Here is a 14,777-nt window from a genome sequence, read left to right as displayed (position 1 = left end):
GTTAGAATAATTTATAATAGTAAGAATATCCAAAGTCACTATTTAATTTCAGTAATGACCTGAAAATCATCTCCAATACCTTTTTCTGAATTAATTAATTTCTTAGCCCATTTTTCACTTTTATGCCAACTTTTGTTCATTTCTCGAATATATGAAAACGGATTTTTAACTGATTGCTTATCATAATATTTTAAATAAAGGGAGGTCTTAAATCCTACTATTTGTTCTTTAGTATAATACCTTATTGCTAAGGCCATTAGAGTTGGTGACGGCTTTGAAACTTGCTTTTCCATTTCCCAAAGCAGTTTAGGTTTTTGCCTGAAACCTCCCATTGGAGCTTTTAAATGTAAGATCTCTATTTCAGGATGATAAATTATATCACAACCCGCATTTCGTAATTGCATGCCAAAGTCCTTGTCTTCGCCATAACCATGCTCGAAAATAGAAGAAAATGTTATTCCTTCAATATAGGAACGAGCAACAATAGAATTCCCTGCACCAAATGTTCCCCACTGTTTAATATGTTTAAAAACAAGTGGCTCATTCATTTGTCTGTAGGCTGTGGATACCATATTGGCACCAAGTCTTTTTATTTCTGAAAGAGCATTTTGAATAATATCTTTCTCAATTCTATTATCATCATCACAAAAGAAAACCCAATCTGAAGTGACATTCTGCAAAGCTATATTTCTTGCATTGCAAGCACCCGTTTTGTGTATAAAAAAATGTTTTATTTCAAATGGCCAATTATATTCATTAAGATCATCTAATTCTGAAACAGATCCCGTATCAGGATTTTGCTCTACTATGATAAGCTTTTTGGGAAGTAAGGATTGAAGCGAAAGATCTTTGACTACTTGAAGTAAATGCATGGACCTTCCCATTGTAGGTATAATTACATCTAACGAATTAGATCTAGTAAAAATTTTAGTAGAGTTGACCTCAATCTTTCTAAGGTCTATATGTTTATTCAGCAACTTATCCACAAAGATAGATTTGATAAATGCTAGTATTGGTAGCCTCCTTTCATATCTAAATAAACACCAGAGTAAAATTATTGTACGTATAGTTTTATAATGTTGATTTACAAAATGGAAAAGTTGTATGTCGGAAGCAATATATTTACGCGAAGGTGAGATATTCTTCTTCACTAAATGTGGAGCACTATAACAAAAAAGACCATTTTGTTGACCCAATTTAGCTATGGAATTAAGCAAAGGATTAAAATCTTTTATGTTTTTGAGCAGAGGTTTAAATCTCAATAAAGTATCCCCTTTTATTCCGCCTACATCGCTGCTCATTTGCCAGGTACCATATAAAATCTTCCTGTTTACATTTACGAATGGCAGCTGGTCTATATAGCCAATACTATCTGGAAGAAATACATTTTCTATAGAATAAGAAGCCATGATGAGATCGTGATGAAATATCTGTGGCCATTGCTCCATATTTAGATCATTTACATATTTCTCCTCACACCAAGCAATAATTTCATCTGGGAATTTTTCGGCCAGTTCCCAAAAAGCTTCAGTACAATTGGCGCTTGAAATTTCCAGTCTAGCTATTCCCTTCAACACCTTTAATACTTGCTGGGTTTTCTGATGAATTAGGACTATCATTGAATAGATTTGGCTTTAAACAAATGTAATTAAATCATTAATAAAGAAAAGTCTTATAAACAAGTCATTTCGAAGAAGTAGCGGCATACGGAGTCATTTCGATCCCGATTTTAAGATCGGGAGAAGCAATCTGGCGATTGGGCAATCCATTAACTTCACTTCTTACTCCTCACTCTTCACTCTTAACTCTTCACTCATAAACATCTTCCCAATTCAAAAATTCCCATTGCTTTAAATTATTTTTTAAGGATTTACCGATAATTTCTTCAAACCTCGAAGCCTCCATCCCAAAACCTTTAGGTTTCTTAGCCTCAAGATCCTTGAATTTAATTATATGTCCTGCTGGCAGATCCTTATTCACTGCTAAAGATTTTTCGAATATATTCTTTAACTCGGTAAATTTGGAATTATCGCTCTTATTTACAGGATTCTTCAAAGCAGTTTCCAGGTTCCTTGCTGCTTTTACTAAATGAGTTATCTCTTCCATTTCCAGAGAAGAACTTGCATCCGGACCTAAACTATCACGACTGAATACAGCGTGAAATTCCAGGATCTCTGCTCCCAGCGCGGAAGCGGCAATACAGGTTTCTATTTTAGCAGAATGATCTGAATATCCTACCGGAACTCCATATCGTTCCTTTAATTCCCTAATCACATTCAACCCGTAATTTTTTGGTTGCGTGGGGTAAGCAGTAGTGCATTGCAGAACTGAAATTTCTACTTTTCTTTTCTTTAAAAAGGCCACAGTGTGGTCTAGCTCCTCAAGAGAGCTCATTCCCGAAGACAGAAGTACCGGTTTTCCCGTGCGGGCAATTTTTTCCAATAACAAAAAATTATTCACCTCCCCCGAGCCAATTTTATAGCGCTTCACTCCCACTTCTTCCAGAAAATTTACCGCCGCATTGCTGAATGGCGAAGCCATAAATTCCAGTCCCGCTTCATCACAGTGCTTTTTTAAGTCTTTCCATTCATGCAAAGTGAATTCCATTCGTTTCCAGTAATCGAAGCGTGTTTTATCCTGCGATGCCATTTTCACACGAAATGGTTCGTGAATACTGCTCTCAGCCTCGGCTATATGAACCTGAAATTTCACCGCATTTACTCCTGTTTTTGACAAGGCTTCAATGTAAGACAAAGCTTCTTTAAAACTCCCCTCATGTGCCTGAGCAATTTCTGCAATTATAAACATAATGATTTTTGGGTTAAAAATTATAACTCCCCCTTTGGGGGCTTGGGGGGGCTCTCATGTGCCAGCCCGACTTCAGCTATTATAAACATAAATTAAAATTAATTATTATAAATTTTAACCCGTCTCTATTACGAAGATTTAGGGTGGGGGCTTGTGCTATTTCAGCAATTATATACATATCTCTTGTTTTTATGTCATCGCGAGGCGTAGCCATGGCAATCTAATACAACTCCACTTCATAACAGTGCCACTTCTTTAATTCATCCTGACACAAAAGATTATCGACTTTAAATTCTCCGAGATTTCAAAGGAGTAATTAGCATCCCTGTAATTAAAGACAATTTCCTTAAGTACCATATCATTAACTTCCTTTATAGAACAATACAGCTGGGTCTGTTTTCCAAGTAACTTTTTAAGTTTATATTTTAAAGTTTGAAAATATGGATCTTCAAGAAATTCAACTTTGATGATTTCTCCAGTATATGAAGGCAACTCCTCTCCTAAAAAATGTTCTACATGAGATAAAATATTATAAATCTTAATTATTTTTGTAGGTTTTTGCAAAAAATCACTTTCCTCCTTACTTATTACATTGCCCATTCTGTCCCGCCGGCTTGGTTTTATTATTCCCTTTTCCCTGTTACGTAAATAATGTCGCTGATTGATGCGTTGCACATTTGTTAGTCGGGGCTGTACCATAATTTGGCTATCTTTTTTGAACGGATACCGGGGATGCCAAAGATGTTGTATCAAAAGCGGTTTATGGTATTTTAAGAAATAGCCAGCTTCTTGCAATCGCGCATTCAAATCGGCATCTTCAGACCCATAAAAGTGGAAAAATGTATCCAAGCCTTCCACTTTTTGCAAGGCTTCTAAAGGAAACAGACCTATACCGAAAGTATTGCCGATATGAGTAGGTTTGCAATTTTCAATAGGAAACTGCTCTGCTTCTTTAGTATTAATTTCCTTAGGTAAATAGGCGATTGTGAACAAATAAAACCCCATCGGTGTAATGAGTTGCTGCATAACAGCGGTAAGGCTAGGGTGAAAGACCACATCCACATCTGCAAGAAATACATAAGGCGTGGTCGTCTTATGAATACCATAATTCAATGCCTTGCTCTTATTCCATAACAAACCAGTATGGGCAACATAGTAGTAGGTTGCAAAGACAAAACCGGAAACCACTTTTTGTACCTTCTGAGCATAGCTTCCCTCACTGCCATAATCAACAAATACCACGTGAAAATTTTGTTGTGTTTGCATTTGCAAGCTGACTAAAGTAGCTTTCACACGAGCAACATCACGGTTCCTGTAAGCATATATAATAGTGATGGATTTAGTCATTATTATTTTTTAATTCTAGTGCTACTTTTTCATATTGAATTAATACTAGTTTTTTAATAAAGTTCCGTTCCAATTTCGGTTTAACTTCCTTGTTATTGTATGCTATACCCTCTTGAACTTTGTCTAAATGTATTAATGCATACGAAATATGTTTAGCAATCTCTTCGAAATCTTCAGGATATTCAATCAACAAACCATTCTCTTTATGACTTATTAACTCGGCTGTTGCCCCACCGGGATTAGATTGAATGGGAAACGCTTCCATAACTATAGCTTCCAATAAGGTGTTTGGCATACCATCAGAAATACTGTCTCCTATATAAATAAGCGATTCTCCCATTAATTTTAAAACCTCTGAATGCGATAATTTTTCAAGAATAATTAAATTCTCCCATTCATTTAATCGATTTTTTTTAACGAAATTTAAAACTTTATCGTTTGCGCCAAAAACTACAATATTAAAGCCACTGAGTTCTTCTTTTAAAATATCAATAGCCTTTAAAACTTTGTTGCATCTACCAAATTTATGTTCATACCCCTTAATTAATATTATTTTACGTTGAGTATATGGTTTTAAAAACGGCTCATATAGTTCAAATTCATATCCTCCGCCACCTGGATATGCGCCAAGAAATTCCCCTTGAAATCCGTGCTTTTTTGCAATTTTAAAATCTCTAACACAATCTGCAAACATATAATCTAATTCAGGTAAGACCAATTTCATGTCTTGTAACTTTTGGTTTTCATTTTGATAAAAAAACAAATCATTGCCCCAAGCAGAATAAATCCATTTAATTGTAGGATACTTTTTCATCACTTTATAAATGGGAACACAGGCTGAATACATCACAAAACTATGAACCACATCTGGTCTAATTTCCGAAAGTTTACTTTCGAATATTTGAGCCAGCTTCCGTTGATTAATACGGTTGATAAATTTATATAATTTAGGACTATTTTGTTTTATCCAATACCTACCTGGGTATTTAATTTTGTTGCGCCAACCGATAATTTGATGAACAAAATCAATCTTTTTCACATGTGTATTGGAGTCATAAACATCAATCCAATATACTTCATGGCCAGAATCTCTTAATTGTTCTGTCCATCTAAAGAAATGGTTAGAAAATATGGAGACCATTAAAATTTTCATTCTAATCTAAAATTTTAGGTTTGCTTCAACTAATGCATAACTCTTTAAAACTTGCTCCTTAATATAGTCCCTTTCTAGTTTTGGTTTAATGTAATCTGAGTTAAATGTAATTCCCGATTGTAATAAACCTGTGTTTTGGATTGCTTTTTTGATCAAGACTGCAATTTCATTGCTGTTTTCGGGATTTTCAATTAAATAACCATTTTTACCATGTTCAATAATTTCAGCTGAAGCCCCTCCAGGATTGGATTGGATTGGAAAAGCTCCCATAATTATTGCTTCCAACAATGTGTTAGGCATCCCGTCAGAAATACTATTCCCGATATAAAGTAGAGATTTTCCCATTAATTTTAAAACTTCCTCACGGCCAATGGCTCCTACTATTCTTAAATTTTTCATTTTGTTAAATATTGGATTGTCTACAAATTTTAATACCTCTTCAGTTGCAGCAAACACAATAATTTCAAAATCCTTAATATCATGCTCTATTTCTAATAAAGCCTCCAAAACATTATTGCATCTTCCAAATTTATTTTGATACCCTTTAACTAATATAGTTTTCCTGTTTTGAAATTCATATACCCAGGAGTTAGATGAATTCAATTCATAGCCCCCACCTCCTGGAAATGTGCCTAAATATTCTCCTTGGAATCCATATTTTCTAGCAATTAAGGAATCCCGGTTACAATCTGCAAACATATAGTCAAGGCGGTTAAAAACAGATTTGATTCCCTTTAATTTTTCAGCCTCATTTTGATAATAAAACAAATCGGTTCCCCATGGTGAATATATCCATTTAATTTTAGGGTGTTTTTTTATTATTTTCAAAATAGGAACACAAGAAGAATACATTTCAAAACTGTGTATTACATCAGGTTGAATTTCATCGAATTTCTGTTGAAAAGCATCTATTAATTTTCTCTGATTTAATCTATTTATAAATTTATCCAAGACAAAAAAATTTTTCTTGATCCATTGCCTTCCCGGATAGTCAAATTTCCTTTTCCATTTTACGGTCTGAATAACGAAATCAATTCTTGTGACATGGGTATTTGCATCATTTACGTCAAACCAATAAACCTCATGTCCGGAACCCTTAAGTTGAAGCACCCAATTAAAAAAATGATTAGAAAAAACGGAAACCATAAGTATTTTCATTCCTCAAATATTTTATTCATGGTTTCAGCTAAATAATTTATAGAAAGATACTCTATCAAATCTGGACGATTAAGTTTAAGCTTGTTTGGGTCATTTTTCCATTGACAATAAAAATTATCAATAAGTCGAGCAATTTTATCAACTTCGTCAATTTCTGCCCAATAGATATAATCTTCTCCTAACAATCTTCGACATTCACTATAACCTGGACCTAAAATTAAAATTGGTTTATTCGCACTTACGCAATGTGGAAATTTACCAGGTAAAAAAGGACTTATTGTCGATTTAGCTTCCAAAATAACGTTAACACTACTTCTTTTTTGGATCTTTTGAACCATTTTGAAAGGTAAATAATCAGTGCTTACCTTAAACTGGTATATCTCCCTCTCATACTCCGAAAGCTCTGAAGAATAATGATTTGCACCACCTAAAAATATCAGCCTCGCATGCCTTTTCGCACTTGGATTTTCCTTTAAAAACTTCTGAAACCCTAAAATTAAACCATTGGGATCACGGCCCCATAATAAGTTACCGGCATGTACTAAATTAAAATTCCCATTTTTAAAATAATATGGGAGTTCTTCATTCACTTCGTCGTTATTTCCATGTTCCAATTGATGAGGTACAACAACTCCCTTGGTTTGATATGGAGCAAAATGACTTCCCATCCATTCCATTAAAAGTTTGCTAGGAAAAGCAGTGATTTTCGCTTTTAATGCAACTTCTTTCATAAACTCCTCTTTTTGACGAGCTCCTGCTTCAGTCCAGGTATAAGGTTTTGGATAAAAATGCATAGGATACGGATCGTGAATATAAGCCATCCATTTATTATGCAGTTCGGGCATCTTCAATAAAGCATGGTGCGGCCTGAAGCTCCCTCCCTTGCTAAGAGTTAGCACAAGATCGGGTTTAAAACTTTCCATTTCCTGCAAAGCGGCAACTATGCTGTTTCGGTCATTAAAAAGAGTAAAGGAAAAACCGAATACTTTTTCCAAAGGTTTACTGAGAGATAATTTCAAAAAGCTGCGAATGTATCTTTCCATCCGACTCAGAAAAAATAAAACACTCCACCGTTTTTCCTTAATGGCCATACAGGTTATTCCCGGTAGCTGAATTTCCTTTCGGGTGTAATGGTACACCAGCACTTCAAACCCGGCCTTGTGTAAATTTTGGATCAACGCCACGTTTGCCTTAGAACCACTGCTGTCTTCTAAGTCAATAGACTCGGCTACAACTAAAATTTTCGTATATGATTTGGGTTTCACTTAAATCTGTTTGATTTGAAGTAAAGATAGACTTTCGATTTTGTTTTAACAAGCGTTCAACACTGTTCTACAACCCAGGCAAATCGCCCAAATACGTAATGCATTCGTCAATAATCAGAATGAAATTAAAAGCTAATTTCTAAGATATTAAACTTTTTCAATCCACAAATTGCTTCCATTGGATTTATAGATTTTAGGCATATCTTGAATTGTTTCTTTATGAAATTTACTTAAATAATCTGAAAATAATATAATTTTAAAATTCATATTGTACATCAAAAAAGCTTTTAAAAAATAAGCCTCATTCCATCCAAATCCATCTAAAACCCAGGATTTTGGATATTCAAAAGGAAAATATATGTCATGAAAATGTATTAATACTCCTTTTGATAATACCGGTAAAATTTCAAATAAAATATAATTGACATCACTCCCTGTCTTAACTGCATGTGTACTGTCTATAAAAAGTATATCTCCCTGCTTAAGATTCTTAAAAATATCTAATGACACTAATTGAACATCCTCCTGAATTAGGGTGGTGTTCTTTTTATCCGTCTCGGTCATTAAAGCATTTAACCTATCCCCGGAATATGGCTCTATAAAAGTTAAGTTTATATTACCATTAAGAAATAATTCATTGGTATCCATCATAACCGCAGATGAGTAACCAGAGCCAATTTCTATAATATTCTTTGGCTTATAATGCCGGATTATTGAATAAAGAATTAAACAATCATTATGGGAATAATAACTGTTGTTAAAATTATACCTGAGTTTTTCTTGCTTTTTATCTGTAAAAGGAATTTCCGGAAAATAGACAGTCAGTTTTTCAACCAATTGAAGTTGTTCTCCGATTCTCAGGTCTATACCTTCTATATTTTCAGTTATTGGCGATTTCCAAATTTCATTTTGTCTCAACTTTATTTGATCAAGGGAGACTACAGTTGAATAATAGTGACCATTGGGAAATTTGGAATTGGAATTTAAGTGATAAAGGGTTTTGACATAGGGTAGCTTGTTCATCAAGGTTTTAATCCCATTCTTAATAAATTTAATAAGTTGATTTTTTCTCATTATTTTAATAACCGGTTTTACAGATTTTTTTATAATAATACTGAGTAAGTAGATAACCAATAATATTTGTGGAAATTAAACATTCTTAGCATCTAAAAGAATGTGTACAATTTGTTTAGCTGCAGTACCATCCCCATAAGGATTCTCAATTCCTAAAAAATCCGGAGGATGGTTTAAAATCCGAATTGCCTCTTCTACTATTTTATCTTTATCTGTACCCACCAAAAAAGAAAATCCAGCCTCAACTCCTTCCATACGCTCCGAAACTTCCCTGGTAACCAATACCGGTTTATTAAAAGTAGGGGCTTCTTCCTGAATACCTCCTGAATCTGAGATGATAAGGCTGCACTGCTGCATCAGCCAAAGCATGCTGGGGTAAGCCACTGGGTCTATAAGGTGAATATTATTTTTGTGACTGAGCAATTCCTGTACAGGCCCGTTTACGTTTGGATTTAAATGAACCGGATAGATCAATTCTACATTCTCTCTTTCTGACAATTCCAGCAAAGCTCCACAAATTTGAATAAGTCCTTCTCCAAAATTTTCCCTGCGGTGACCTGTTATGAGGACCATTTTTTTATGCGGGTTAATTAAGGCTTTTATTTTCTGAATTTCTTCACTTAATTGCTCAGCTTCCATTTTAGCAATTGCCCATTCCAATGCGTCAACCACGGTATTTCCGGTCACATAAATATGCTCTTTGGGGATTTGTTCTTTTAACAAATTTAACTTTGACTTTACCGTTGGCGCAAAATGGAAATCGGCTATCCGGGAGGTAATTTGGCGGTTTACTTCTTCGGGGAAAGGAGCCATTTTGTTATAGGTGCGCAGTCCTGCTTCTACGTGCCCAACTTTTATTTCTCTATGGAAAGCAGCAAGAGAAACCATAGCAGCACTTGTAGTGTCTCCTTGTGCCAAAACAAGGCTGGGTTTTTCTTTTACCAATATCTCATCTATATATTTAAGTATTTTTGAGCTAAGCTGATTTAAGGACTGGTTTGGCTGCATTAAATCCAAGTCATAATCCGGCACTATTTCGAAAAAACCCAAAACCTGATCCAGCATCTCCCGGTGCTGTGCAGTAACACAAACTTTAAAGTCAAGTTTTTGTTGTTTGAGCTCATGAATTACAGGAGCCATCTTTATGGCTTCTGGCCTGGTGCCAAAACAAAGGAGTATTTTCAACGAGGTTTTATTTACCAAAATTATAAAATTAAAATAATGCAACCTTTTGAGAAGCAGATTGACTTTTGATAATTTCTAAAACATTACTACATAATAAAAGAAACAGAATAGAAATCATGAAATATACAGATAAATTGTGTTTCACAAAATCATTAATACCCCCGGCCACCAAAGTCGCAGTAAAAACTAAAGGTATGAGCATAATAAGTATAATTGTTAAGGTTAATCGGAAATTTCTTCTACCAGTTGCTATATTATATACACAGCTAGCTAATGAGAACAAATAAATCAAAAGAAAAGTTTTGTTTAAATACTTTCCCCAAAACGTTTCCTTTAGAGTTAATTTTGCTCCTTTGGAATCTTTTTTGAGATAATTTCCCAAATGTTGGGGTTGCGCCGGGTTAATCACTAAGTATTTAATACCCATAATAACCATTTTAAAAAGTATTTGTGGGTTATAAATATAGGTTATCATGATATCTAGTTGAGATACTTTAGAATAAAATTCTTTATGAAGATTTCCTTTTCTATTAGCAATTTCATTTCCTGGACGCCAATATACTTCTTTTACATTTTCAAGATAATTAGCTTCTTTAAGGTCAAGATCATTCAGGATTTTCAATTTTTCAGATTCTGAAGCGCAATACATTAAACCCAAAAAAACAGTTTCATACAAATTTGCTTTATTGGTTTGCTTCTGCTCCTTAATAAGGAAATGACGAAAAAATAGGACGGCAAAACTTGCCCCAACTAATATAATTTTATTGGTTTTTTTGAATTTCCAGATCATAATATAAAAAGACAATATCAAAAAAATGAAATTTTGTGTTTTCGACACAGATAATATTATTAGAGCTATTAATAAATAATTATAATTTATAGTACTATCTAAGTAAAAGGCTATAACATAAATAAAAAAAACAATAAATAAGATTTCTTGATATAAACTATTAAAATATGAAACAAACATTACATCGGATAACACTATTATACTTAGGCCAGCGACTAAGTATTTACCGAGGTGGTTAAGCTGGGAGGTTCGAAATAGGTTGCGGAGGAACAAATAAAATCCACCTATATAAAGGATGAAGTATATGATGGAAAGAAAAAATATGCTGTAATGAGATTCTGAATAAAATATTTTATTAAATATCAACGAAACAAATAGGAATACCTGAGTAAGTTTTACAGGTATTTTAGATTCCCGATTAATTTGATATTCGGGATTGAAAAAATTAAAAAATTGATCATTTGGTGTAGTTCCACTTCTATCTAAGCCAAGTTGTAAAAATATTCTCCCAAAATCTGCACTATCTGCCAAGCCAATTGGGGGAGAGAAAAAAATATAATACCCTACTATTAACCCTAACACAAGGGGTAGCATATATCAAAATTCTAATGTTTTGGTAGCTTTTGATTTTAAGTGGTTAAGTTAATACATCAAAGATTGAACATTTTTTAAAATTAACTTAGGATTTGTTTTTAATTTTTATTTCTTTGGGTAATACAGAAAAATGGATTTAAGAGAATTACCTAAAAATAATGAAAATCGTCACCCATGGGAAATGGCCAGAGCAGAAGTAGCAAAATCTTTAGTGGATCATCATTGTTCAAATTATGAGGACAAAAACATTCTGGATCTGGGCTGCGGAGATCTATTCTTCCTAACTAAATTCTCAAAAGACAAAACCTCCGCGAAATTTTATGCCATAGACACCGCATTTACTGACGAATATCTTGAAACAAATAAAGGCTCTTCGATAAAATTATATAAATCTTTAGATAAATTACCAAAGGACGAAGAATTGGTTTTTGATCTTGTATTTATAATGGATGTAGTAGAACATATTGAAGATGATCATGGGTTTATAAACACTCTTAGGGAAAGCGCTTTTATTTCCCCCGAAACGATCATATTTATTACCGTACCAGCTTTTCAGAACTTATTTTGTTCTCACGACAAATTTTTAGGACACTTCCGAAGATATACTAATAAAAGTTTAGAGAATTTGATTTCAAAATCCGGGTTTGATAAAATTCAAGTTGGTTATTTTTTCTTTTCTCTGCTTTTACCCAGATATATTGAAGTAATTAAAGAAAGGAATTTAGGAAATAAGATTTATAAGGAGGGAACTGGCCTCACTCGCTGGACAACGAATAATTTTATAACTCAGTATATAGCTAGACTATTATACTTCGATTTTATGATCTTCAACTTATTTAATTCAATAGGAATAAAATTTCCAGGACTGTCAAACTATATTGTATGTCGAAAATCTGTATAATCATACCCTGTTTTAATGAAGAAGAAAGAATAAACTTAAAAATTTTTTCTGAATATATTGAATCAAACTCTCACAACTTTTATTTTATAAATGATGGCTCTTTTGACAACACCTTGGATATTCTCGAGGAGTTAAAGAAATTACATCCTGATAAGGTCAAGGTTATAGATCTCAGTATGAATTACGGTAAGGCAGAAGCTGTTCGACAAGGAATCTTAAAAGCTGCTGAATTTCCAGGTTTTGATTACATAGGGTATTTGGATGCTGATTTGGCAACGCCTCTTCAAGAAATTGATTACTTAACTGCTAATTTTAGTTATGGCTATAAATTTATAATGGGATCAAGGGTTAAAAGGCTAGGAGCTACTATTGAAAGAGATTTAACCCGACACTATATGGGTAGAATTTTTGCCACAGTTGCGAGTATCGTGCTAAAGCTAAAACCTTATGATTCTCAATGTGGCGCAAAATTCTTTGAGGTGGGTTTAGCCCAGGAATTATTTTCTAGTCCTTTTGCATCTAAATGGTTATTTGATTTAGAATTACTTTTCAGATATAAAAGCAAAAACAAAGAGGACTATAAAAAATATATACTTGAGGTTCCTTTGAGGTTGTGGAAAGAAAAAGAAGGTTCTAAAATAAAACTTGTGGATTTCTTTATAGCTCCTTTAGATCTAATTAAAATTAGATCTAGAAATTAACTTTCCTTTCAACTTAAATAATGGCTTTAAAACAGGGTAGATTTTATAACCCAATAAATACTTTGTTTTTTTTAATATTCCGGCATTTGAGCGCTTAAGTACAGCTTCTATTACTGAAATTTCTTTTATGAAAAATCCTGTCTTTATGAAATACTGCACCAAATTTGGGGTTAATAATCCCTTTCTAAATAAATTGTCTATTACCAAATGGATCGCCGTTAAATTGGAAGCTCTTCTTACTGGATCATTAATGTAGAATTCTCCAGTATTGGAGTTGGGATGTTTCCTATTGTAATAAAGCACTTTATCTATTGAAATTCCTTTAAATCCAGAGGATAAAATTCTAGAATAACATTCCCACTCTTCAGCATACATCAAATTCTCATTAAATCTTTGACCTTCAAAACATTCCTTCTTCCATAATACAGTGCAGGATGCAAAAGGCAACTTTCCAATTACTATCTTTTCAAGATCATTGATATCAACGAATTTTGATTTGAAACCGGAGTCTCCTTTTAAGGCATCAGATTTCCATTCCCCTCGAAACGGCTCTTTGTCGTATCTGCAAAAATATAAATCCTTATCAGACAAAACTTCAATACAAATTTTAAGATTTTCAGGATGTACTATATCATCATCATCAAAGAAAATTATACATTCACCTTTAGCCAGTTCCAATCCCTGATTGCGACAGCCCGGAAGTCCCTTTTTATGATTTTTCGTGCGTTCGTAATAGTTAAATCTGGGATCCTTTAGCAAATATGACCGGAGGATTTCTTTGGTGTTATCCGTGCTGCCATCATCTATTATAATGCATTCCCAATTTTCATAAGTTTGATTTAGAACTGAATCTAACATTTCCCCTATCAAATGATCGCGGTTATAGGTAGCTAAGACTATAGAAACTAAAGGCATATCAACTTCACTTTTTTGAATTTGCTTTTTTTAAAAGTCCGAAGAACCGAAAAGGTTTTAATAGCTTATTCCCTAACTTGTAGTCTAAACTATCCATTACCTGTTGTTTAAAGGCTTCACTTTTTCTTATCGATTCTAACCATTCAGAAATAAAAAGGTCAAAGTGATCTTTAAAAACAACAGCATGTTTTTTGTATATATACCCAAGAATATCATATTTAGCCAAATTAGCCTTTTTATTTCTTGAGTTTTCTTTGTTTCTGTAATTAAATAAAATTTCAGGAATCACCTCTGCTTTTCCACCAGATTTCAATAATCTCATATAAAACTCCCAATCTTCATAGCCTCTTGTCATTTTTTCATCATAGCCTTCTACTATTTGCCAATCTTGTTTTCTGAGCATAGATGATCCCATTGCAACATTGCTTATCAAAATATCCTTAATATTTCCGCCTTTCGGTTTATAAGTTATATGTGTTCTAGCATTAAACCATTTTGAGTAACAAGTCACTATTTTAACGTCAGATTCCTTTTCAAAAATTTGTAGTGCCTTTTCACAAAAACTAGGCTCAAAATAATCGTCACTATCCAAAACTAAAACATACTCACCAGAACATGCTTCAATACCAACGTTTCTAGCAACACTTACTCCTTTATTTTTTTGAGTAATTAGCTTTTGGACTTTATTCTCAAGATTATCTAAAACCTTTTTTGTTTTAAGATTAGAACCATCATCCACTACAATCACTTCCTTATTTGAATAGGTTTGATTTAATGCAGATTGGACGGATTCTTCAATATATTTTGCATCATTATAGCAAGGTATAATAATAGATATCAACGGTTTGTTTTTTGCAAAAATATCCATTTAAACTTTTAAGAAAAA

At 33.3% G+C, this 14,777-nt stretch carries 13 protein-coding genes; 2 read left to right on the top strand and 11 right to left on the bottom strand.

Annotated elements, in window-relative coordinates; translation table 11 throughout:
* Positions 1-38: 38 nt before the first annotated feature.
* The 9 genes from ES724_RS08215 to wsfD form a co-directional block, all read right to left on the bottom strand.
* Positions 39-1,619 (bottom strand): glycosyltransferase family 2 protein, encoded by a 1,581-nt coding sequence (locus ES724_RS08215; protein ID WP_146931976.1) that lies wholly within the window; start codon positions 1,617-1,619, stop codon positions 39-41.
* Positions 1,620-1,809: 190 nt separating this feature from the next.
* The gene (locus ES724_RS08210) at positions 1,810-2,808 is read right to left on the bottom strand and encodes an N-acetylneuraminate synthase family protein (RefSeq protein WP_146931974.1); all 999 of its coding nucleotides are present in this window, start codon (positions 2,806-2,808) and stop codon (positions 1,810-1,812) included.
* Between the two features lie 255 nt (positions 2,809-3,063).
* Positions 3,064-4,155 carry a glycosyltransferase family 2 protein gene (locus ES724_RS08205; protein WP_146931973.1) on the bottom strand — a complete coding sequence of 364 codons (1,092 nt, stop codon included), beginning with the start codon at positions 4,153-4,155 and terminating at the stop codon, positions 3,064-3,066.
* Positions 4,148-5,308, bottom strand: coding sequence for a glycosyltransferase (locus ES724_RS08200; protein WP_246136846.1), 1,161 nt, complete (start codon positions 5,306-5,308; stop codon positions 4,148-4,150). The genes ES724_RS08205 and ES724_RS08200 overlap by 8 nt, the downstream gene beginning before the upstream one ends.
* A 6-nt stretch (positions 5,309-5,314) precedes the next feature.
* A complete protein-coding gene (locus tag ES724_RS08195) occupies positions 5,315-6,466 on the bottom strand; it encodes a glycosyltransferase (protein WP_170249867.1) in 1,152 nt (383 codons plus the stop codon).
* Positions 6,463-7,731, bottom strand: a complete 1,269-nt coding sequence (locus ES724_RS08190; RefSeq protein ID WP_146931971.1) for a glycosyltransferase family protein — start codon at positions 7,729-7,731, stop codon at positions 6,463-6,465. Before ES724_RS08190 ends, ES724_RS08195 begins: the two co-directional genes overlap by 4 nt.
* A gap of 147 nt (positions 7,732-7,878) precedes the next feature.
* Complete coding sequence (locus tag ES724_RS08185) at positions 7,879-8,805, bottom strand: class I SAM-dependent methyltransferase (protein ID WP_246136845.1); 927 nt, start codon at positions 8,803-8,805, stop codon at positions 7,879-7,881.
* A gap of 75 nt (positions 8,806-8,880) precedes the next feature.
* Positions 8,881-9,990: a non-hydrolyzing UDP-N-acetylglucosamine 2-epimerase gene (gene wecB, locus ES724_RS08180; protein WP_146931969.1), complete on the bottom strand. Its 1,110-nt coding sequence runs from the start codon at positions 9,988-9,990 to the stop codon at positions 8,881-8,883.
* 28 nt (positions 9,991-10,018) lie between these two features.
* Positions 10,019-11,374: a glycan biosynthesis hexose transferase WsfD gene (gene wsfD / locus ES724_RS17060; protein WP_449404201.1), complete on the bottom strand. Its 1,356-nt coding sequence runs from the start codon at positions 11,372-11,374 to the stop codon at positions 10,019-10,021.
* A 130-nt stretch (positions 11,375-11,504) separates the two neighbouring features.
* Here wsfD and ES724_RS08170 point away from each other — a divergent pair, with 130 nt between their 5' ends.
* A complete protein-coding gene (locus ES724_RS08170; protein ID WP_146931965.1) occupies positions 11,505-12,275 on the top strand; it encodes a class I SAM-dependent methyltransferase in 771 nt (256 codons plus the stop codon).
* Positions 12,257-12,976, top strand: a complete 720-nt coding sequence (locus ES724_RS08165) for a glycosyltransferase (RefSeq protein ID WP_146931963.1) — start codon at positions 12,257-12,259, stop codon at positions 12,974-12,976. Before ES724_RS08170 ends, ES724_RS08165 begins: the two co-directional genes overlap by 19 nt.
* Here ES724_RS08165 and ES724_RS08160 read toward each other — a convergent pair.
* Complete coding sequence (locus ES724_RS08160) at positions 12,950-13,891, bottom strand: glycosyltransferase family 2 protein (protein ID WP_146931961.1); 942 nt, start codon at positions 13,889-13,891, stop codon at positions 12,950-12,952. The genes ES724_RS08165 and ES724_RS08160 overlap by 27 nt on opposite strands.
* A 7-nt stretch (positions 13,892-13,898) precedes the next feature.
* Positions 13,899-14,759, bottom strand: coding sequence for a glycosyltransferase family 2 protein (locus ES724_RS08155; protein WP_146931959.1), 861 nt, complete (start codon positions 14,757-14,759; stop codon positions 13,899-13,901).
* Positions 14,760-14,777: the final 18 nt, after the last annotated feature.

The organism is Gillisia hiemivivida, from assembly GCF_007997295.1.
Taxonomy (GTDB): Bacteria; Bacteroidota; Bacteroidia; order Flavobacteriales; family Flavobacteriaceae; genus Gillisia; species Gillisia hiemivivida.
Note: the sequence above shows the minus strand (reverse complement) of the source record. Positions and strands in the feature narration are given on the sequence as shown.